Raw genomic sequence first — 22,917 nt, forward strand, 5'->3', positions numbered from 1 at the left:
AATTATGGAACTTTTTTAAATAAGGAAATTGCATAATTACCATCATCAAAAACTAACTATCATATATAATTTTAAAACCCTAGAGTTTTACCCTATCTATTATGCAACCCTGTCAAGTTGGAATTATCTCATTTCTTCAAATGCTTGTCGTTCTGTGTTTTATAAATTCCCCTAAGAATTTTTCCGAACTTTTGCATATCGTCATCTATTAATACCGTAGGCAAAACTACAGTGTTGGTATCCAATTTTTCCTCCAATTTCTGAGTCGTAATAATAAGATCTATCTCGTCACGATTTATATCATCAATCATAGAAATTGGTATAACCTTTTGAATTCTAAGCTGGTTGAAATTATTTTTTAGTATCTCTATCATCAATTTAATCTCACTATAGCTTGAGTGATATACTACATAGGTAGAAAGGGGCTTCTTGCTGCGCTCAATTGCTGCTGCAATATGCAAGGCTATATAGCCTACCTCTTCTATAGGAATCTCATAGCTATAGTATTCTTCAAAGATCGACTTACTCTTTAGTGCTATCTCAAATGGTTCAGGATAGTTTTTTCTGATTTCATCAACTATTGTATTGTGAAAATCTAGACCATATTTGATTTTATTTGTTACAGACTTCAAATGATGAACTAATCCATTGTAGAAGGATTCTTCATCAGAAATCTGATAGCTCTCCTTTGTAAGTCCTATAATCTCCTGAGTCACTATTTTATTGATTACTAGCATCTTCTCATTTATATTCCAATCCATGTCATCGAAGTGAGTTTTAGATACAATTGTAATCCCAAACAAATACCCAATATCCTCAACAGGAATAGAAATATTAAACTCATCCTCTATTTCCCTAGCGATTTCAACCATCTTTTCATATTTACTTAACTCCTGAAGTTCTTTTAATGTAGATTCCTTCATGTCTGCAAATTTACCGTCCATCATTCTCGATATTGCTATAGAATATTTGATGGTTAATCTAGTTAGATCTGTAACAGTAAACTTAATATTAAATTTGTCCTCAAGCCCTAAAATAATCTTATTTACTCTTTCATAATCAACTCCAAGTATGTCCTCCTTCTGAGAGTAGGAGAAATAGTTTATTGAAGCATAATTAACATCACCAGAGCTATTTATATTTTCCAGCATTTCAATGACCTCATCGTAATCTTCACTTAAAAGGAAGAGATCCAACATGGCCTTTCTAATTCTTTTCTCTCCAGCCTGAAGGGTAATACCCTTCTTTTTATCATAAATAACTTCAATATCTCTTTCTTTAAGCCATTCTTTTACTCTTTCTAAGTCCTTATAAACCGATGGCCTGCTTATAAAAAGCTCATTTTGTAGGCTGGTAGTCGTTACTTTTTTATTATCAGCCAATAGCTGATTGAGAATATACAATTGTCGATCGCTAGATGTATATTGTTTGTTGACTTGGTTATACGATTTAATATTAGAAATCATCCTAAGTTTCGTTTTTTCATCACCTTCAATATATATCCCAACACCAGTTTTCTTAATGAGCTTTAAATTGTTCTCAATTAATATTTTCTCTACGCCCTTCAGATCATTTCTAATGGTCTTGTTTGATACATTCAGTTTATCTGCAATATAGGCAATTGTTTTAGTTTCACTGGCATTAATCAAGATCTTTACGATTTGAAGAATTCGGATATTCACAATATCACCTCGTATAATTATATTCTCAAAATCAGCTTAATAGCTTTATAGCTTCAGCATAAATAAGAAGAGCCTTCATAAAATTTTCTATATTAAGGCATTCATTAGCCTTATGTGAGTTTGCTTTATCAGTGGAAAAGGTGGGTCCAAATGCAACCCCTTGCTTCAACGCTCTTGCATAACTGGCTGCTCCCTTTGAAAATAACCTTGTCTCCTCACCGATAATACTTTTATAGGCCTTTTTCAAGGCTCTTACTAGTTCACTTTCGGGAGATACATAAAGTAATGGCATCTCCTTTATAGTGACTAACACCAATTTCTTTTCATTAGCTATACATTGAAGCTTTTTTACAATTTTTCCATAGTCTACTCCATTTGGATATCTATAATCAAAGGAGACTGTATAGCCTCTATCGTCTAATATGACATATGAAAGATTACTGGTGGTACCTCCAGTTTCTTTATCCTCATGGTGAATACCAAGCTTCTCACCGTATATCGAATCAACGAAATAGAAAGATAGGAATTCTATTAAGTCCCGAGATCGAGAATCTAGACCGGATATCCCTTCGAACTCCTTCACAAAGGTAAAAAGTGCATTCTGTCCTTTATGCGGATTCCTTCCTACTGCAGATACTCCCTCATAAATAATTTGTAATCTATTTTTTTCAATATAAGCTTTTCTATTTTCATTTATAGGCAATAGTTTGACTAATTTTTCTGGACTCTTTGTTGTAATATAAATCTCAGCCCTAGAGCATACCCTGATAATATCCTTATTTGATTTAATGGTATTAATGTTAATAATCCCATCATTTGTGGGGGCTCTCTTTCCACAATATTTATAATAACTAATACCCTTTTCACAGTTTACGATGGGAAAATCACCATCGGGTGAAAAACCATAGATAGGCATTTCATTGTATTTAAAATAATGCTCCATACATTCCCAGGTGGTTTCCTCCGCACCTCCGATAATAAGCCTAATACGTTTACTTGGTTTGACGTTTAACTCCTTTAATATCTTTAAAAGATATAGACAACCTAATATAGGTCCTTTATTATCATTTACACCTCTACCATACCAAAATCCATTATGTTCAAGCAAACTAAATGGATCGCTATGCCATTTCTCAATATTATAGATGCCGACGGTATCTACATGCCCTAAAATAGCAAGGGTTTCTGGACCATCTCCATAATCAATATGGATTGCGTAACCGTCAAAATCCTTAACTTCAAATCCTTCTCTCTCAGCGAATTCAATCATTTTATCAAAACATTTTCTAATCCCTATCCCAAATGGAGCATTACTTCTTTTGGTTGTTAAATCCCTTTCCGAATTAATTTCCACTAATTGAGCAAGGTCTTTTTTAATATCTTCTTTATAATCCTGTAATTTTTGCACTATGATCTCTCTGTTCATACTCCTACCCCTAAAAGTTTAGTTAACAAGGGGCTCTTCCTTAATAAGCCCCCTTGCTAGTAAAACTAGTTAATATTCAATGCCTCTTTTACAGAGGTTGCGATAGACATTACCCTTGGTCCATATATAATTTGTATGGCTTTATTTTTTCTAACGACTCCTTTGGCTTCTAAGTTTTCAATCCAGATTGAATCTTCAGCAACTAAGGACTCATCTTTAACTGTTACTCTAAGGCGTGTGGCACAATTACTTATGCTTTCAATATTCTCCATTCCACCAAGATGCTCAATAATGTTCTCTGTTAGGTTTACAGCCTCTTCTTTCTTATTCTTTTGCTTATCCTTATAGTCACTCTTAGAATATAGCTTGACATTTTCATTGTCATCTTTTCTACCTGGAGTCGGTATATTGAATTTAAGAATTGCCCACTTAAATAGGAAGAAATAAGCTGCAAAGTAAGCCGGTACTAATATAAATAGCGACATTGCATGGACTTTATGGGGTTGAAACAGATTAGGTATCATAAAGAACAATGCATGGCCATTTATAGAAACCTTTGTCATTTCCGCTAATACATATGCAAGTCCTGATAACGGTACATGTATTAGATAATATAATAAAGGATTTACGAATAAAAATGTATATTCAATAGGTTCTGATATTCCAACAAACATTACTGTCAATACTGCTGGAACCACAATTGATGCAACTAGCTTTTTCTTATGTGGTTTAGCCGTTGCATAAATTGCTGCTGCAGCACCAGGAAGTCCACCAAATTGGAAAAGAATCCTACCAGTCGTAAAGTTACGTACTATATAACCCGTTGCCTCTGGGGAACCTGCTTGGCCAACAATAATATTTCGTACTCCTTCGTAAACTATACCACCGATTTCCATTGTTCCACCAACACGGGTGTATTCAATTGGAAAGGCAATCAAGTGGTGAATTCCAAATGGCAACAGGGCCTTATCTGTTGCACCGAATAGGAAGGTTCCAAATAATCCTGAATTAGTAATAAGTTTTGTAAGAGCTTGTAATCCTGCAGCTACTACTGGCCAAACATAGTAAGTCGCTATACCAAGTGGAATAGAAAATAGAGTAATTAATATAATTACATATCTTGGTCCACTAAAAAATGAAAATACGTTTGGTAATTCTTTGTTATACCATTTGTTATGAATAGCAGCAGTAACAATCCCCGTGATAATACCACTGAAGATTCCCATATCAAAGGTGAAAATCCCTGCAAGATCTTTCCATAAAGCATTATAATTTTGAGCCTTCTCCATTGCCCAGCCTAAATTATTAACTAAATGATCTACGGTAGTTGTATCGGCATTCCAACCACTAGCTCCAGCATAGGTACTAATTACCGTATTAAAAGACATAAACATTACAAGTCCTGCAAATGCTGCCCAACCCTTTTCTCTCTTTGCCAAACCAAAGGCAACGCCCACGGCAAACCAGAAAGGTAAATATCTCATAATCATAAAGCCTATGCTTGCAATAACAGAAAATATAGTGTGTAAAAATGTTCCTTCCGTTAAAATATATCCTGTAAATGACATTGCAATACTTACATAAAAACCAACAAGTACAAGTAAAATAATAGGAATCATCATGGAACCAGCAAATGATTGTAGCTTTTCTCTCATAATCTCACCTCAAATATTTAGTTTTAATCAAGATAATGACTTGTAAAAATATTCAATTTTAAAATTTTTCTTAATTATCGATAATTAATAATTTAATTATATCTTGGAAAACGTTATACTTAAATATACAGCTTATAAAACTAATTACCACATTGAAACGGTAAATTCTAACGTTATATCTCAGAAAGTTTAACTTCAAGTGTAGAAAAAAGCTAGTTTTCACCCATAATAAAAGTACCATTTACATATTGTAAATGGCACTTTTTATCTCTTACTTTTTATTTTCTAATTCGATAGTCACACTACCTTCAACAGTGGCTTCACATGCTAACCTATACCCCTTATTAATCTTCTTTTCACTCAACAGCTTTTTTTCTGCTTTAGTTGGCTCAGATACCTTGCCTTCCAATACCCGAACAATGCACTTACCGCATTTCCCCTTACCCTTACAAGGAGCTTTGACCTTGAGCTTGGCTTCCTTAGCAACATCTAATACAGTTTTATCTTTTTTTATTTCTACATCTTTAATGAATTTGACACAATGACTCATATGATGCCTCCTATAAAAGTATATACATTTATACTAGAAATTTATATATAGATTTATACACTTATTTTATTTACTTTAATCATTTAAATTAGTTCAATGTAAAGGAAAAACAGCCCTTTAGGCTGCTTTGCTTATTTAGCTATTACTTTTTCAGCAACTTTTCCCATAGATATACATTCATCCATGCTTTTTTTCCTTAGCATCTTATAGGCATCGTCTTCGGAAACACCATGATTTTTCATTAATATACGCTTTGCTCTATCAATATTTTTTCTATCTGCTATAGTGTCTTCAAGCTTCTTTACCTTTTTTTCCAGTTTGTTTATCCTACTGGAGTTCATTATACTAAATTCTACAATTTGATAAAGTTGGTCGGGGTTGATAGGTTTATTTATATATGCATATACATTCATAGTCTTTAATCTTTCATAAAAGCTTTGACTAGGATTATTTGTAATAAAAACGACAGTAGACAATTTGTCTTCCTCAATGATAGATGCAGCATCATAGGACTTCATTCCCCAGATGTTTTCATCTATTATAACGAGATCCGGATAAACCCTTCTAGCTATTCTTATAACCCCTGCTCCGTCAGTTGCCTGATATATCTTATACCCTTTTTTGGCAAGTAACTTGCAAATCATTTTTCTAGATGTCTCACCACTATCGGCAACCACTATACTAAAATTGTTCATAGACTCACTCCAAATACGGCATATAACTATTATACAATTAATACAGAGATTTAAGTACTGTATATTTCTGATTATCCATAGAAAAATTAGTGTTTAACTTTATCCTTCTAAACTTTCTCTAAATAATCCCTGATGTATTCTTCTAGAATTTTCTTAAATATCTATCTAGCTCCCACTGAGAGATATATCTTGAATAGGCATTCCATTCATATAGCGCCGCGTCGGTAAACCTATTGAATATATGCTCTCCAATTGCATCCTTAATAACCTCATCCTTAGATAGCTCTTGAATTGCTTCATATAGGTTTGATGGTAAGCTTTCTATACCTCTTTCCGTAAGTTCCTCATCACTCATTTTGTATAGATTTTTTGTAACAGGTGCTGGTGGATCTATTTTATTCTTTATTCCATCTAATCCCGCCTTTAAAATAGCTGCTAAAGCTAGATATGGATTAGCCGATGGATCTGGATTTCTAAGTTCTATTCTTGTTGATTGGCCCCTCTTTGCAGGTATTCTAATTAATGGACTTCTATTACTTGCAGACCAAGCAATCATAACAGGCGCTTCATATCCAGGAACTAATCTTTTATATGAGTTAACCGTTGGATTTGTCAAAGATGCAAATGCCCTTGCATGCTCTATCACTCCACCTAAGAAGTTAAATGCTGTTTCTGAAAACTGCATATAATTACTCTCTTCATAGAAGGCATTTTTTCCCTCTAGAGTTTCCAATGACATATTAATATGCATACCTGAACCGTTTATACCGTATTTAGGTTTAGGCATAAATGTAGCATGAAGCCCGTGTCTTTGAGCAATAATCCTTACAACCATTTTAAAGGTCATTATATTGTCTGCTGTTGTTAGAGCATCATCATATTCAAAGTCTATTTCATGTTGTCCCGGGGCTACCTCATGATGTGAAGCTTCAATATGAAAGCCCATTTGCTTTAATGTAGTAGTCATTTCCTTTCTGGCATTTCCGCCTAAATCAATAGGCGCCAAGTCAAAATATCCCGCATTATCATGGGTTTCAAGGGATGGTTCCCCCTTCTCATCGGTATGGAATAAGAAGAATTCACATTCAGGTCCTACATTAAATACATATCCCATATCTGCCGCTTCTTTTATTACCTTTTTTAATACATTTCTTGGACATCCATCAAATGGAGTTCCATCCGCTTTATATACATCACATATCAATCTAGCTTCCTTGGAATGGCTAACCCATGGAAAAACTTCGAATGTAGATACATCCGGTCTTAAGTACATATCAGATTCTTCAATTCTCACGAAACCATCTATTGATGATCCATCAAACATTATCTCATTATCAAGAGCCTTTTCTAATTGTTCTATTGTAATAGATACATTCTTCATTACTCCCAGTATATCGGTAAACTGAAGATGAATAAATTCTACCTCTAACTCCTTAGCTTTTTTCAAAAGCTCTTCTTTACTATAATTGCATGACATTAAAACGCCTCCTTTAAAATAATAAAATTTTTAATAATCACCTTCATTTTGTCGTATTATTCTTCAATAAATACATTAAAATGAAAAAAGCGTCCACAAACAAAGGATACATAATCCTATAGTTGTGGACGCCATTGCCCAATAATTTGTTATTAAATTTATGAAACATATTGTATAACATTTTTAAAAATTTTTCAATAGTAATTTTAAAATTCTTAGATCTGGATTACAATATATTATTCTACTATACTTAAATCTGTGATTACTAATTTCATGATTTTTTATATTTCTATGCCTTTAAAACATTGGCAAATTATCTAAGTTATCATTTTTTGAACCATTGGGATTGCTTCTTAAAAACTCTCGTCCATTCTTAGCACGTCCAACATTTACCCCATCAATAATCCCGTGTTTTGCCATATTTAATGCCTCATCAATGGAATATACATTTCCATTTTCCAGCATAACATCAGTAATATCTCCACTATGATTTTTCTTCACTTTTATAATACTTGTAGTATCTTTCATAAAAATCCCTCCCATTCTATTCTTTGTAATACTATGCTAAATATACAATATTTTATGATGAAATTATTAACTTTTTATACATCTTATTCTAAGATTATTATATAAGAAATGAACTCAAAAAAAATAAAAAATGGAGACTTGGAATCTCCTTGCTTTGGTTAGTTCTTACTAAAGAAGTACTCGCAAAAAATCCCAAGTTCAACAGTTGTTAAACTTGGGATTTTCTCAAAATATACTAATTTATTCACTTTGATTAAATACAAATTTACGCAAAAAATCCTTTTGCAATATCAATAAGCTTTGAACCTGCAAATATACCTACTATACCTGCTATACCTGCCATTGATGGAGGCGCTGGAAGAGGTAACTTTGTCATTGTAAAAACAGCTCCTGTAATAATTCCTACTAGTAAAGCAACGATTTCTATTTTCATTATTTCCACCTCATTATTATTCTAAATATTTTTTTGATTATTTTAATATCACTAGTAAATCACTAGGATTTCTCTATATCATTTTAATTATTTCTTTCATAAGGCTTATGAACTTTTCCCTTGCCATTGCTGACGTTTCCATTACTTCGCTATGATCTAATGGCTGATCTAGTATTCCAGCTGCCATATTAGTCATACAAGAAACACCTATTACTTTTAATCCACTATGAACTGCTACTATTACCTCTGGTACTGTAGACATTCCAACGGCATCTGCACCCATAGTTCTAACCATTCTAATCTCAGCAGGTGTTTCATAGGTTGGACCTGTCATACATGCATATACACCTTCTCTAAGCTCGATATTTAATGAACTTGCAATTTCCTTTACCTTATCTCTTAAGTTAGAGTCGTAAGCGTTAGACATATCTGGAAAACGAGTACCAAATTCACTTAGATTTTTACCAATTAGTGGGTTATCAAATGCCAGGTTAAGATGATCATTAATAAGCATTAGATCTCCCGGTTTATATGCTGTATTTACTGCACCGGCTGCATTTGTAACAATTAATGTTTTAACTCCTAACAGCTTCATTACCCTAACAGGAAATGTAACTTCTTGCATATGATATCCTTCATAGTAATGAAATCTTCCTTGCATAGCAACTACTTTTTTACCTTCAAGAGTTCCAACAACTAATCTTCCAGCATGTCCCTCAACAGTAGAAACAGGAAAATGTGGGATTTCATTGTATGGAAAATACTCTGGATTCTCTATCTGGTCACCTATAGCGCCAAGTCCAGAACCTAATATTAACCCGATCTCAGGTTCTACATTAACTTTACTTAAAATATATTCTGCTGACTCTTTAATTTTCATTTGCAAATCCATAATTATCCCCTTCACTTTCTAAATCTAATTTACCTTAGTATCCGCTAGTACTACCTTTAGTACCCTGAGCTATGGCTATTGAAGAGCTTGCACCTATTCTTGTTGCACCAGCTTCAATAACAGCCTCTGCATCTTCCTTTGTTCTAACACCACCGGACGCCTTTACTCCCATTTCACTTCCAACAGTTGATCTCATTAATTTTATATTTTCAACAGTTGCTCCACCGGTACTAAAACCCGTAGAGGTCTTTACAAAATCCGCACCAGCCTCTTTTGATAACTCACATGCTTTTACAATCTCATCTTTAGTTAGTAAACATGTTTCAAGTATAACTTTAGTTAAGGCCTTTCCCTTTGAAGCATTAACAACTGCTCTTATATCATTTAAGACATAGTCATAATCTTTATCCTTAAGTGCTCCTATGTTTATAACCATGTCTATTTCATTTGCCCCTAGTTCAATAGCTCTTTTGGTTTCAAATGCCTTACAATCCATATCCATGGCCCCTAATGGAAAACCAACAACTGTACATACATCTACATCTGTACCTTCTAGCTGCTTTGCTACTAATTTAGTATATGCACTGTTCACACAGACAGATTTAAAGTTATACTTCTTTGCCTCTTCACAGACTCTTATAATATCTGCCTTTGTGGCGTCAGCCTTAAGTAATGTGTGATCAATCATTGATGCAATATTCATATAACGACCTCCATATTATATCTAAATTTCTTTATGTGAAATATAAAACGCCCCTTAGATAAATTAATACCTGAGGGACGAAGCAATTTTCGTGTTATCACCCTTATCCACGGATAAAAGATCCGTATTCGCCCTTTAACGGTGGCAAGCCGATGATTTAGAGGCTTTCATATTTCTATTTATTCTTATTAAAACTTAACAAATATTAATCATATGAAATCGGTTCCTCCTTTAAATAATATAGTGACTTTTTATATATTTGTCAATAGATAATTTTGTATATTTTTCACAATGTTTTATTTAGAATGTTTACAAAAAGTTTTAAATATGTCTCTAGTTTTGATTTTTCTAGGATTAGACTATGATTATCTTACTATATTTTACTATACTGAGAAAAAAATACTTGTTGCAATGTGTCGATATCTGTAGTATACTTTCATTCGTTAGTAAAAATCGAAGACGTCTTCTTTTCTCTTATCTCTCATTTTGCATTTAATATAACCAACAATTAAAAACATATTACAAGAGTTTAGTCTTGTTCGTAAGACCAAGGTATTATTATTGCCAAATGAGAAAACGGTTCCACATTTTTTTATTCACTGTACTGATTCTTCAAATAAATACTTTTAAGGAGGTTGTAAACAATGGACAAACTGATTAGTTTAATAGGTTTAATGGTTATGATTGGAATAGCTTACTTAGTTTCTGACAACAAAAAGGCAGTTAATTGGAAGTTAGTTGGTATTGGTGTAGCTATGCAGCTAGTTTTTGGTTTACTAATACTTAAGTGGGCACCAGGACAAAGCCTTTTCAATGTACTTAATGATTTAGTTACAAAACTACTAGATTTTACAAAAGAGGGAACCGCTTTCCTATTTGGCAATATGCTTGATGTAGAAAGCTTTGGATTTATTTTTGCCCTACAAATATTACCTACAATAATTTTCTTCTCAGCTTTAATGGCTGTATTATACCACCTAGGTGTTATGGAAAAGATAATAACTGTATTAGCAAAAATTATGTCAAAGTTATTAGGAACTAGTGGTGCTGAATCTTTATCAGCAGCGGCAAATATTTTTGTTGGTCAAACAGAGGCTCCTCTTGTAATTAAGCCCTTTATAAAAACAATGACTAAGTCAGAGCTTCTAACTGTAATGACTGGTGGTATGGCAACAGTTGCCGGTGGAGTAATGGCTGGATATGTATCTATGGGTGTTGAAGCTGGTCACCTTATTGCAGCTAGTATTATGTCAGCCCCAGCGAGTTTAATTATCGCAAAGATAATGGTTCCAGAAACACAGACTCCAGTAACTAAAGGAAAAGTAAACATACAGCTAGATGAACTTGATGCAAATGTTATTGATGCAGCGGCCAGAGGAACAAGTGAAGGTCTAAAACTTGCTTTAAACGTTGGTGCTATGCTTCTTTCATTCATTGCCATAGTTGCCTTAGTAAACGCTGTTATCGGATGGGTCGGTAGTGTAGTTGGTATGGATTACTTAAGTCTGGAATGGATTTTAGGTAGATTATTTGCACCTCTAGCATACCTAATGGGTGTTCCCTTACCAGATGCAGTTGAAGCAGGTAATTTATTAGGACAAAAAGTTGTTATAAATGAATTCTTTGCCTATGCAAACCTTTCTGAGTTAATAAAGTCTAATGCACTTAGTGAAAGAACTGTAATAATTTTAACCTATGCACTTTGTGGTTTTGCAAACTTCAGTTCTATAGGTATCCAAGTTGGCGGTATTGGTTCTTTAGCTCCTGAAAGACGTTCGGATATTGCGAAGCTAGGAATCAAAGCTCTTATAGGTGGAAGCTTAGCTGCATTTATGACTGCAACAGTGGCAGGAATGTTAATATAATTTTTATGATCGTGTCATAATATACATCCCCTGTATATTTAAAACCCCTTGATTAGATTAGTCAAAATGAATTCACCTTTTAGACTAAGTAATCAAGGGGTTCTATATTATTTTAGTAAAGAGTTAAATATTTAGGAAGCCCATTCTCAAGTGTTGGGTCTGGTGTACCCATAATAAGAGGCTGCATATATTCAATTGCATCTTCAGTAATGTTGTTCTTTTCTTTTGTAATCCACTCAGCTGGAAAATATTTTATATTATTGGCTATCTTAGCTGCTTCAATTTTAAAGGTTTCCATAGTATAAGGATTATTTCCTTCCCTCTTCATGGCAACCATAAAACCTGTTTCACCTTCTGCTGAATATCTTACAGCAGCTTTTCCAACCTCATAGGACTCCTCAAGGTCTGTCTTTGATATACAGTGCATTGCAGCTCGCTGAGTAACTCCAAGCTCCATTACCTTAACCCTTGAAGTAATGCCATTTTCAAGAATTAGTCTCTTTAAACAGCTGCCAACGCCTCCTAATTGTACATGTGAAAAAGCATCGTGAGCACATGAAGAATTGCTTTCGAAAAGGTATCTACCGCTTTCACCCTTTATTCCCTCAGAAACCACTATATATACCTTATTCTTTTCTTCAAATCTAGCCCTAACATCGGCTATAAACTTCTCATTGTTAAACTCTACCTCTGGTAGATAGATAAAGTCTGCTACCGATTCTCCATTTATCTTGGCAAGGGCTGCACTGGCTGCTAACCATCCCGTATCTCTTCCCATTGTTTCAATGATAAAAATTCCATTGTTAGTATATACACTTGAGTCTAAATAAGTTTCTAAAGTAGTAGTGGCAATGAATTTCGCGGCACTTCCATAGCCCGGTGTATGATCTGTGTGAAATAAATCGTTATCGATAGTCTTTGGTATCCCAATAACTTGTTTTTCAATTCCCTTTAGCTTAGCATATTCACTAAGTTTACTAACGGTATCCATTGAATCATTTCCACCTATATAAAATAGTGTACTAATGTCTAAGGAATCCATAACTTCAAATATCTTATTATACTCTGTCTCATCATCTCTGAAATCTTTCATTTTGTATCTACATGATCCCAAAGAAGAAGACGGCGTATGCTTTAATACTTCTAGATCCATTTCATTTAAATCTGATAAATCAACAATCTTTCCTTGTAATATTCCTTCAATACCATTGATTCCACCATATACCTTGTTATAACGCTTTATTTCCTTATTTCCCCTAACAACTCCAACTACACTGGCATTTATCACGGCTGTTGGTCCGCCAGACTGTGCTACTAAGCAATTTTTCATAATTTCCTCCTACATATAAAAATTCTGTATTTAGAAAATGATTAATCCAATTACAGAATTTATTAATTATCATAAGTATTCTTATTCTTATATATAGAGTTACAAGTAAATCTTAATTTATACATATCAAAATGTCCAATACTTCAGGGGATTTTTGATGTGTATAAATTAAAGTTTTGACTGAAATCTCTATATTTATATAAGAATATAGTAAAGGATTAATCCATAGTCAGAAGGCTATCGACCTTCTTGTAGATACTCTCGAACCGTATTTTCGAAAATATATAAATATTCGTTAAAAATTTGACTATTTTCTTGATTTCGCCCACTTAATATTACATGATTTCTCGACAATAGTCAACAAAGCAAATGTAGATACTCTCTTCAATTCACACCATAGGATTTTGATATTTTTTAGTTATAATTTTGATCTAAACATTAAAAACTAAGTAATATTATAGTTCTGCTATTAAAAACTTGATTCTAAGATCAAAATTGGAGGGATATATTGTGAAAAAAATAGATTTGACCTGGCATGAAGTGCTATCAAATAAAGGTTTTGATAGTTCAATTTCAGGATCCCTAATTGGCTTTATAGCTTGGGAAAAAGATAATATTTTTCCTAAAATGGGTCAGGAAATCAATGACGCTTTGTTAGGGTATGAAGGGAAGGTGGTTGCGAAGGATGTTATGAATACTAAGTATAATAATATTGGAATTTTATTTGTAAGTAATGACATATCTGATACAACGGCTAGTGAAGTCTTTGATGCAATTTTAGATTATGAGCACAAAGAGGTATACGATTTTCAGTAAATGAAAAAAGGGCTGACTCATAAATGTATCTCATAAGTTTAGCCCTAGGGTGTTTCAGAAATTCGCCATTCTGAGGCACCCTCTTTTCTATTTATTGCGCTTCTATTTCACCTATGTATTTAAATAGAGTTTCATTATTTTCTAAGCATTGAGGACCCATTATACTACCCTTTAGTCCATTTTGTCTCAGCCAGCTAAAGGATAAAGGACTTTCTTTATTTTGATCAAATTCAATTATTGTCTCTAATAGCATAAAACTTTTATTTGGCTTCTCTTTACTCACCTTGGCATATTTCTCCGCTTGATACATTACATCATCTACAGGCAGCCCCACCTCTACAACCTTGCATTTAAACATGATTTGTTTATAGGGTGCCCCCGTATAGATATAAACAAAATCTCCATCTTCTACTTTACTACTTATTGGCCAAGCTGTCTTAGGCTCCTTTGTAAAGGCTGAAATCACATCATAATACTTGGGATTTGCAGGATACAACCAGTGCTTCATATTTGTTCCTCCCCTCTATTCTCCTAGTATTTCTTTCTGCTTTTTCTTAGTAAGCGATTTAAACACTATTTCATAGGACACATCGATTAACTCTTTTACAAGCTTGTCCTCTAAATTCCCATCTAAATACACTGTATTCCAATGGGTCTTGTTCATATGATAGCCAGGTTTGATTTCATCAAATACCTCACGTAACAACTCGTTTTTCTCCTTATGATGCTTTAGGTTTATACTAACTCTGTCCGGTTCATGGATGTTAATCAGTCCAAACATTTTATCTCCCACCTTAAATACTGGAACCGGTATATTAAATGGTTTTTCAACTATTGCACCTGGTTTATTGAGAAAATACTGACGCACTTCTTCAATATTCATCATAATCACCTCATATATATTATAACTTTCTACTATTAAAAAGTAAAATTTCGATCATGGATTTAACTGTTTTTTCAAGAAGCTTTTACCAAAAAAAGTACCTACAAATAACTCCATTGCATAATTTTATAAGTACTTTATATTTTATTTGTATTATTAAAAATTTCAACCTTTTACAAGTTTTTAGATTAATATAAATTTTCAGAAAAATGTATTGACTTATTATTTTTATCTTGCTATAATACATAGAAACTAATAAATATTCATCCTCGCTTTGACGGAGACAGGTATTTTATATGCGCTATTACAGAGAGTCGGTGTTTGCTGAGATCCGATATTGCCTATATCATACAAATCACTCCCGAGCTGTATCTTCGAAAGATTTATCAAGTAGTTGATACCGATTTGGCCCCGATAAAGGCCTTGGTTTAGCTAAACTAGTAAGGGGCATCTTTTTAAGATGCAACAAAGGTGGTACCGCGGGTATAACTCGTCCTTTTAAATTGATTTTTAAGGGCGGGATTTTTTTATAATGAGTATATTTTATTGACGTCAAAATTGCTCATGACATACAAAAGATGATTATTTCGAATAAAAATAAAAAATCAAATTGGAGGGAATTGAAATGACTAAAAAAAGAGTAGAATTTAACAGAGAAGATAATAAGAATGTAAATGGTAATGATAATATGGAGGTTAGTGTTGATACTAGTTTAATGAAGGCTTTAAAGTACCAGGCTATTTCTGTTAATTACTGGGGTGAAGGTCCATCTGATGATGAATTATCATTAGGCTATGATTATTAGTTTGATTTCTATAAAACACAACTGGTAAGACACTTCTATCTTACTATGATACAGATAGAAACGTCTTACCAGTTAATATTTCTTTTTTAATTTTAAAAAATCGTTTTATTCTTTTCTAAAGTTCGTCCGCACCTTCAGAATTCTCTACACTTTTCTAATGCCATATTATGTATAATTATTAATTGAAGACATTGAAACTATAAACTTATCTCTTAATAGCTTATTATATATCAAATTGAGTTATACTATATTTTGAATCTCAGTATAGACTGTAAAAGCTCATTAGATATATGTGCAAGTTGATCTGCTGAAGCTGATATTTCTTCTATTGATGCTGTCTGTTCCTCCATTGATGCAGCCACCTCTTCAGTCCCAGCAGCATTCTCTTCAGTTATGGCGGCAATATTGTTTATCCTCTCACCAGCTATAGAGGATTTCTCATTTAATAATTTGCATGACACTGAAATTTCTCTAATGTTATCAGATACATCTGAAACTGCTTTTAATATGTTTTGAAAGGAATTAGAAGTTTGATACACTGCGTCCTCTTGATCGTCTACTATTATTTTTGCTCCCTCAACACCTTTAACAATATCATCTATTTCCACCGTTATCTCATTTATAATTTCACCTATATCTTTACTAGCTCTACTTGACTCTTCGGCAAGCTTTCGTACCTCTTCTGCAACTACAGAAAATCCCTTTCCTTGTTCTCCTGCTCTAGCCGCTTCTATAGCAGCATTTAGTGCTAATAGATTTGTTTGCTCTGCTATGGAACTTATTAGCTCAACTATACCGCTGATTTGCTTAGATTTTTCAGATAGAGCATAAACGCCATTTCCTACACTGTTTGCAGCCTCTTTATTTTGAATCATTTTATCCTTTTGATATTTTACTACATTCATTCCATTATCAACAATTTCCTTAGCTTGATATGTGAGTTCCTCTGTTTTATTAGTATTTTTAGCTATTTTATCTATTCCTATTATTAGCTCATTAATCATGTTACTTCCTTCTTGTGTAGATTGAGTTTGCTCTGTGGCTCCCTTAGCCAATTCACATATGGTAGTAGCTATCTGCTCCGACACTTTACTTGCCTCTCCTGTTGAAAACTTCATTTCCTCAGATGTAGACGAAACTGTCATTCCCATATCATTCATTTCTTTTATCAAATTCTTCATATTATTAATCATCTTATTAAAGTTATCCGCGAGTACTCCTATTTCATCTTTAGAGTCTATAGTAACTTTCTCTTTAAGATCACCTGATGCTATTACATTCACAACCTTTACCATGTTTTTAATTGGATTTGTAATTAGGTTAGATATATATAATGCAATAACAATAGATATCAAAATAATAGCTGCAATAATTACTATAACCCTAGTTTTTAAGCTTACTACATCCTTTTGTATTAGTACCTGAATATTTTCATGTAATTCCTCAATTAGTGGCTCAAGCTTATGTACTTTGCTTCTGTAACTTCCAGTTAATCCTTCTGTATTTTTCAAACCAATTTTCTTATCTATGGCAACTATTTCCTCAAATTTATTTTCATAATTATCAATAAACGATTCTAAATCGTCTTTCTCATTATCACTTATACCGTCTAATGAATTCTTGAATTCGTAACATATTTCCTTCAAAGCACTTAGATAATTTGTATCTTTCCTTAAGAAATAATCCTTTTCAGCTCTTCTCGCTTTTAACATTAAAATTTGTATGTTTTCACTTTCAGGCATATTTTCTAAAGCTGACTCAATACTGTGGATTTCATTTCTTAATTCACCAAGTAAACCATCGTTTTTGAAACCCCTTCTTCTTATCTGTTCAACCAATTGCATAAAATCGTTATGGTAACCTTGAGCAAATGTCTCTATGTCATCTAGCTTCTTTAGGTTTTCAGGATTACTGATAACAGCATTTTCTTTTCTAAATATCTCTATTGTCTTTTGAAATTCAATAAAATTTGCCTCATACTTATCAAGATATTTACTTTTGCCTGTCCTAAAGAACTCTGAATTAGTTCTTTCCCGTAGTAAAAAATCCTTTTCATTTTTCCTCAATTCCAAAGTAAGCTTAGTAAGTCTTTCATTATTTTCTACCAAAGGTATTCTCTGATCAACTATTCCAGTAATACTTATAAACGACACACTCCCTAAAATAATAATAAATACTATTAGAATCAAAAACCCTGAAAATATTTTTGATTTAATTTTCCAATTTTTAAATTTCATCTTACACCCATCCCCTGTTTAATTAGTTTTTCTATTTTCAGATTGTGCTTATAAAAGCCCTGAGGTATTGCTCCTTATCATTGATTAGATTTTACTTTTCAGAAATGACCTCAATAAAAGTATCCACAATTTGTCCGTCAAACTGAGTATATTTACCATTCTTGAGCTCCTGTACTGCTTCTCTTATACTTAAAGTGGCCTTATATGACCTCGGTGATGTCATGGCATCAAAAGCATCTGCCACAGCGATAATTCTTGATAAAAAAGGGGTTTCTTTCCCCTTTAAACCACATGGATAACCTAAACCATCATATCTCTCATGATGATATAGAATTATTTCTGCTGTATTATCAACTCTTTTTATATTATCAATAGCTTCAAACCCTTTTTTTGAGTGGGTTTTAATCATATCATATTCACTCTTGGTTAATTTACTGGGCTTATTTAATATTTCATCGTCTACAAAAACTTTTCCTATATCATGTAAAATAGATGCATTATATAAATCTTTCATATCCTTTTGGCTAAGGTCATAGGCCTTACCTATTTGAGCAGATAATTCAGAAACTCTTATGCAGTGCTCCGCTGCTTCATATGACTTCATGGCTAGAACATTTAGAAGTATTTCAACTGTCTCGCCCCTAATATAAAATCCATTCTCTATATCATATATCTTTGAAGAGATATTGTTTTTCAACACAAAGTCACCCCTTATTCGACTTTATTCCTATCACAATTTTACATTTTTTTCACTTTTTCCATTTTTATATTATACTTACCATGTAAGTATCTATCAATTGACAAACTAACTTGTCATATATTTGTCATTGACGAAACCCTCTTTTTCCTATAAAATCTTAAATTTAGTGCTTGAGTAGGATTGATTTCAGTACAATTATGTGTTTCTATAAGATTTGACACCATTACAATTTTCGACTTATTTTGAATTACTAAAGGATACGCTGTTATCACACCAATCATCCAATAACCATTTATTCGATAAGCCATAAAGGTAAAAATAGTACTTTTGTAACAAACATTCTTCAAGTACTTATTCCTCAAAATTCAAATTAATGTTTTTTCCAAAATATCCATCATACAAATCTAAAAGAAATGCGGGTGAAATCATGAATAATAAATTAGACTTTGGTAAATGTCTTGAGCAATTACTTGATATATTAAATATTAGTGGAATCAGAATAGCTAAGGCCATTAATGTGGATCCATCCTTAGTAAGTAAATGGAAAAACGGTAAAAGAGTAGTATCTCCTAACTCTAATTATCTTGATAGAATTTCCTATTATTTATCATGCAACGTCACTAATGAATCTCAGGAAAGATCAATAAGAGATCTCGCTACTAGTCTTAACATACCAGCACATTTTGAAAGGTCTATGCACCTAAAGGAATACATATATGAGATTCTGTCGACCGCCAATCAAACCTCTAATATAAAATATTGTAAGCCCAGAGTAGAAAACTTCTCAAGCAAAGTGAATATTGCATCGGAAAATATTGCCGATTTAAAGGTCTACGAAAGCCATCCATTTACCTTCAAAACTCTAAGCGCTAGTTATAATTTTCCCAAAAATTTTGAACTCATAGTTGGCCATGAGAATATTATTAAAGCTGGACTAGACCTTCTAGATTCTGCGGCTGAAAGCGCTTCCTTGATAAAAGACCCTATATATATAACTTTCTATACTAATTTTGATTCATTTTCTAACTTCGAAGAAACTTATTCAGAATGGATTAAAATACTAGATAGAGTCTTAGATAAAGGAAATAGAATAATAAAGATTATACGGCTAAATGAAAGTAATATACGCAATTTGAAAATCATTGATGAAGGAATCAATTGTATTAAGTCTGGAAGATACTATCCATACTATATTAAAAACTATCATTCCCTTAACGGCGCTGTAGAGTTTATAATAGTACCTGCAATAGGAGCCTTGATATGTCTAGGAAGTGATAGCTTAAATAGGTTTAATAATGCTTTTCTTGTAAAAGATAATGATGCTATAAACGTACTTAAGGGTCTACTTGATCAAACCCTTAAGCAGTCACTCCCATTAGCAAATACATATAATAATGGAAAATTAAATTTCTATCATTCTTTAACAAAAGCCGAAGAAAGAATAGGTAATAGATATCTTTATAATAGTAATCTAAGCGATATAACAGTCCCCCATGGGCTTTTCTCGAAGTACTTAAAGAAAAGAATGGATTTGTCTAACAATCAAATCTCAGATAGACTTATTTGCCATAAAAGAAGACTTGAGGCCTTCTCTCGTCAAATTAAAAACTATGTTTACTATGATATTTATTCTAAAAGTTCTATCGAGGATTTAATTAAGACAAGTAGTTATTTTAGATTTAAAACCGAACCTTCTGATGTACTTGAACATCTTGAAAATATAGTTCATATGTTGGAGAAATATGATAACTATAAAATCGGACTAATGACTAATGATTTAGCAGGATATTTCCCCTGTCCTTCATACATGATTAAAGAATCCCATTCTGTATTTTTGCAGTGTCAATCAATACAAAATGATAAAGCTACAGCAGAGGATACTAGATTTAAGAATATATTAGATATTTCTATCACTGAGCCTACACTGGTATTTTCCCATCAAAATCTTTTTATGAACCTTTGGGAGCAAATTCCTCCAATCAATAAAGAGAAAAGCTCAGTAATATCATGGTTTAAAAATCAAATTAAAAGCCTAAAATAAAAGGAAAAAAAACATTCCCGATTTTTATCAAGAATGTTTTTTTCTTTTACTTATTTAGAATTACTCATAGAAAATTTAAAACTCTTCAACAAATATTTTCCCATAATGTGTTCTTCCCATATCGTACTTGCTAAAACCAAACATACCATACTCAAAATATTTATCATTATCAATATACTCTATTACATCTTCGTCATTGATCTTGAAAATAAATCTATTACCTTTAGCTATCAATTCAAATTCATAGTTTTTATTAATCTCCCAATTATACTTAACAGTCAATAGCCGCTTAAGTCCATGATCATTCTTGATTAAAGAAACCCTATTTTCCCCATCAAATCCAATATGATAACCCATCATTGTACCCTTAACTCGAAAAGCTAGATTATGACTGAATCCAAACTGAGGATTAATATTTGCTACAATATGAACATCCTTAGCATAATAATTACCTGTATAAGCTTCTGCAGAGTCTATGGACATTCCCTGCATTATTCCACCTTCTATAGTCCATGCCCCTCTATTATGAACAAATGGTGTAACACATCCAAATTCAATACACTCGTTTTTAAAATCTATGCTATATATCCCTTTACCCTCTACTCTAAACTTGTCGATTATTATTCTTCCTAAATTTTTATTTTTTTGCCTTGTAAAGCTTTCTATAACAATACCTACTTCATCAATCATATGACCATTAGTATCTGGTATTTCAAACTCAATGTCATTCCATTTATTGTTTTGAAGTATCTGATAACCGGCTTTTAAGTCTTCCTTTGTCACAGTATCACGTACATATGTTGCTATTCCAATATCGTCACCATTCCACTTATCGAGATAAAGCTTCATACTAACTTTTTGACCTGGATATACTAATGGAGAAAATCCAGGACTATATCTTTCATCGTCGAAATCGTCCCTACGATAATATGGCTTATAGAATATTTTTCCCGACTTCCCTCTGTAAACCCTATCAAATAAAATCTGTAGAGCACCACTTCCGCTGTAGCTTATCTCATTAGTATGAGATATTGAAAAAAGATTTTCATTCGACGACCTAAATCCATGGGTTGAACCTGGTAAGTTGAAGTCAAAAAATATCTCTCCTTCTTTTCCACTTTCTAATAAATATCCTGGTATTTCTTCTTTAGACAATCCATATCCTAAGGCAGCTATCGTCTTAGCAAATGTCGGTATATCAATAACATTAAGATATCCCGAAATACTAGAAGCAACAACCATGTCATTTACAGGTCTTCTATATTTCCCTTTGATTCCCCCCAGACCTTGAGCAACTCCAAGGATAGTTCCAACGTTTCCTGCGTTACAATCTGTATCCCAACCACACATGGTTGCTATTTCAATTGTACTCGAAAAATCACCTTTACCATACAGTAATGATAGAATGCACACACCAGCATTAGGTATGATATGACAAACCCCTGGATATCGGTCGTACCCCCAGTTTGCAGTGAGATAATCTCTACACTTTCTAAAATCCTTAGGATTCTTTTCATAGAAGTTTATTACTGCCTTTGTTACTCTAGCGTACTCACAATTGTCTGGTATAACCGATAAGCCAGCATCTACAATTTTTCTTACATCATCAGTTTCAAATGCTTTAGATATACATGCTGCTATGAATCTCCCTCCATAAATACCATTTTTATCATGGGATACACTTGCTGCTTTACCAGCATATTCTGCGGCTTTATCAATATTTGAAGGCCAAACTAATCCCCACGAATCAATAAATATCTGTCCTCCTATTTGCTCTGCTAAAACCATTCCATTAAGCTGTGCTGAACCTGATTTAGGCGCCTCTATCCCGCTTTTCAAATTCAAATAAGCTGTATTTTCTGTACTAATACCATATCCACCCCACCAGAACATACCTTTACTCTCGCGAGTATAGTTAAGCCATGCTTTGCCGACATCCTGAGCCTCAAGTTCTCTGTCTTTAGCATAATCTATCAGAGCCCTGATAAAAAATACAGGTCCGTTAATATCATCATCGGCTGCGAAATTTTTATATTCTTTAATATAAGAGTCAATATCGCCATAGGTAGCCTCTATTTTCTCATAGGTCCATATAGTCGGTTCAACCGGCGCTCCAAGTCTAACACCAATTATCTTACCAAGTATCCCTGAATATACTTTTTCTAAATAGTTACTAGGTATAGCAGACATTTATAATCC

General features: G+C 33.0%; 20 protein-coding genes, 1 riboswitch and 1 other annotated feature. Of the genes, 4 read left to right on the forward strand and 16 right to left on the reverse strand.

Annotated features, from left to right (window positions below; genetic code table 11):
- Positions 1–128: 128 nt before the first annotated feature.
- The 10 genes from R9X47_RS04610 to deoC all read right to left on the reverse strand — a co-directional run bounded on the left by R9X47_RS04610 (position 129) and on the right by deoC (position 10,041).
- Complete coding sequence (locus tag R9X47_RS04610; RefSeq protein ID WP_432665551.1) at positions 129–1,682, reverse strand: BglG family transcription antiterminator; 1,554 nt, start codon at positions 1,680–1,682, stop codon at positions 129–131.
- Between the two features lie 31 nt (positions 1,683–1,713).
- On the reverse strand, positions 1,714–3,108 hold the full coding sequence (locus tag R9X47_RS04615) for a Sapep family Mn(2+)-dependent dipeptidase (RefSeq protein ID WP_432665552.1): 1,395 nt from the start codon (positions 3,106–3,108) through the stop codon (positions 1,714–1,716).
- Positions 3,109–3,173: 65 nt separating this feature from the next.
- Positions 3,174–4,763, reverse strand: a complete 1,590-nt coding sequence (locus tag R9X47_RS04620; RefSeq protein ID WP_432665553.1) for a PTS transporter subunit EIIC — start codon at positions 4,761–4,763, stop codon at positions 3,174–3,176.
- A gap of 271 nt (positions 4,764–5,034) precedes the next feature.
- Positions 5,035–5,313 carry a 2Fe-2S iron-sulfur cluster-binding protein gene (locus tag R9X47_RS04625; RefSeq protein WP_432665554.1) on the reverse strand — a complete coding sequence of 93 codons (279 nt, stop codon included), beginning with the start codon at positions 5,311–5,313 and terminating at the stop codon, positions 5,035–5,037.
- A 131-nt stretch (positions 5,314–5,444) separates the two neighbouring features.
- Positions 5,445–6,008 (reverse strand): ANTAR domain-containing response regulator, encoded by a 564-nt coding sequence (locus R9X47_RS04630; protein ID WP_432665555.1) that lies wholly within the window; start codon positions 6,006–6,008, stop codon positions 5,445–5,447.
- 142 nt (positions 6,009–6,150) lie between these two features.
- On the reverse strand, positions 6,151–7,485 hold the full coding sequence (gene glnA, locus R9X47_RS04635) for a type I glutamate--ammonia ligase (RefSeq protein ID WP_432665556.1): 1,335 nt from the start codon (positions 7,483–7,485) through the stop codon (positions 6,151–6,153).
- A gap of 297 nt (positions 7,486–7,782) precedes the next feature.
- Positions 7,783–8,013: a DUF3892 domain-containing protein gene (locus R9X47_RS04640; RefSeq protein ID WP_432665557.1), complete on the reverse strand. Its 231-nt coding sequence runs from the start codon at positions 8,011–8,013 to the stop codon at positions 7,783–7,785.
- A gap of 265 nt (positions 8,014–8,278) precedes the next feature.
- Entirely contained in the window at positions 8,279–8,446 is a 168-nt protein-coding gene (locus R9X47_RS04645; protein WP_432665558.1) for a XapX domain-containing protein, read from the reverse strand.
- 73 nt (positions 8,447–8,519) lie between these two features.
- Complete coding sequence (locus tag R9X47_RS04650; RefSeq protein ID WP_432665559.1) at positions 8,520–9,338, reverse strand: purine-nucleoside phosphorylase; 819 nt, start codon at positions 9,336–9,338, stop codon at positions 8,520–8,522.
- Between the two features lie 34 nt (positions 9,339–9,372).
- Positions 9,373–10,041, reverse strand: coding sequence for a deoxyribose-phosphate aldolase (deoC, locus tag R9X47_RS04655; RefSeq protein WP_432665560.1), 669 nt, complete (start codon positions 10,039–10,041; stop codon positions 9,373–9,375).
- A gap of 644 nt (positions 10,042–10,685) precedes the next feature.
- On the opposite strand from deoC, the gene R9X47_RS04660 reads away from it, so the two are divergent.
- Positions 10,686–11,906, forward strand: a complete 1,221-nt coding sequence (locus R9X47_RS04660) for a NupC/NupG family nucleoside CNT transporter (protein WP_432665561.1) — start codon at positions 10,686–10,688, stop codon at positions 11,904–11,906.
- A 112-nt stretch (positions 11,907–12,018) separates the two neighbouring features.
- Here R9X47_RS04660 and R9X47_RS04665 read toward each other — a convergent pair whose 3' ends face one another.
- The gene (locus tag R9X47_RS04665; RefSeq protein ID WP_432665562.1) at positions 12,019–13,236 is read right to left on the reverse strand and encodes a 6-phosphofructokinase; all 1,218 of its coding nucleotides are present in this window, start codon (positions 13,234–13,236) and stop codon (positions 12,019–12,021) included.
- 206 nt (positions 13,237–13,442) lie between these two features.
- Positions 13,443–13,544: riboswitch (purine riboswitch) on the reverse strand.
- Between the two features lie 202 nt (positions 13,545–13,746).
- On the opposite strand from R9X47_RS04665, the gene R9X47_RS04670 reads away from it, so the two are divergent.
- Entirely contained in the window at positions 13,747–14,052 is a 306-nt protein-coding gene (locus tag R9X47_RS04670) for a hypothetical protein (RefSeq protein ID WP_432665563.1), read from the forward strand.
- Between the two features lie 91 nt (positions 14,053–14,143).
- Here the strand turns inward: R9X47_RS04670 and R9X47_RS04675 are convergent, their stop codons facing one another.
- Both R9X47_RS04675 and R9X47_RS04680 read right to left on the reverse strand, forming a co-directional pair.
- The gene (locus tag R9X47_RS04675; protein WP_432665564.1) at positions 14,144–14,560 is read right to left on the reverse strand and encodes a hypothetical protein; all 417 of its coding nucleotides are present in this window, start codon (positions 14,558–14,560) and stop codon (positions 14,144–14,146) included.
- 15 nt (positions 14,561–14,575) lie between these two features.
- The gene (locus R9X47_RS04680; RefSeq protein ID WP_432665565.1) at positions 14,576–14,938 is read right to left on the reverse strand and encodes an MmcQ/YjbR family DNA-binding protein; all 363 of its coding nucleotides are present in this window, start codon (positions 14,936–14,938) and stop codon (positions 14,576–14,578) included.
- A gap of 262 nt (positions 14,939–15,200) precedes the next feature.
- Positions 15,201–15,436, forward strand: a binding site (T-box leader).
- 124 nt (positions 15,437–15,560) lie between these two features.
- On the opposite strand from R9X47_RS04680, the gene R9X47_RS04685 reads away from it, so the two are divergent.
- Positions 15,561–15,740, forward strand: a complete 180-nt coding sequence (locus R9X47_RS04685; RefSeq protein ID WP_432665566.1) for a hypothetical protein — start codon at positions 15,561–15,563, stop codon at positions 15,738–15,740.
- 245 nt (positions 15,741–15,985) lie between these two features.
- On the opposite strand, the gene R9X47_RS04690 is transcribed toward R9X47_RS04685, so the two are convergent.
- Together R9X47_RS04690 and R9X47_RS04695 are read right to left on the reverse strand one after the other, a co-directional pair.
- Entirely contained in the window at positions 15,986–17,977 is a 1,992-nt protein-coding gene (locus R9X47_RS04690; RefSeq protein ID WP_432665567.1) for a methyl-accepting chemotaxis protein, read from the reverse strand.
- 91 nt (positions 17,978–18,068) lie between these two features.
- Positions 18,069–18,677 (reverse strand): HD-GYP domain-containing protein, encoded by a 609-nt coding sequence (locus R9X47_RS04695; RefSeq protein ID WP_432665568.1) that lies wholly within the window; start codon positions 18,675–18,677, stop codon positions 18,069–18,071.
- 427 nt (positions 18,678–19,104) lie between these two features.
- Between R9X47_RS04695 and R9X47_RS04700 the strand changes: the two genes are divergently transcribed.
- The gene (locus tag R9X47_RS04700) at positions 19,105–20,718 is read left to right on the forward strand and encodes a hypothetical protein (RefSeq protein WP_432665569.1); all 1,614 of its coding nucleotides are present in this window, start codon (positions 19,105–19,107) and stop codon (positions 20,716–20,718) included.
- A gap of 75 nt (positions 20,719–20,793) precedes the next feature.
- Here the strand turns inward: R9X47_RS04700 and R9X47_RS04705 are convergent, their stop codons facing one another.
- On the reverse strand, positions 20,794–22,908 hold the full coding sequence (locus R9X47_RS04705; protein ID WP_432665570.1) for an ADP-ribosylglycohydrolase family protein: 2,115 nt from the start codon (positions 22,906–22,908) through the stop codon (positions 20,794–20,796).
- Positions 22,909–22,917 lie beyond the last annotated feature (9 nt).

Source organism: Wukongibacter baidiensis (genome assembly GCF_050888315.1).
GTDB classification, from domain to species: domain Bacteria; phylum Bacillota; class Clostridia; order Peptostreptococcales; family Caminicellaceae; genus Wukongibacter; species Wukongibacter baidiensis.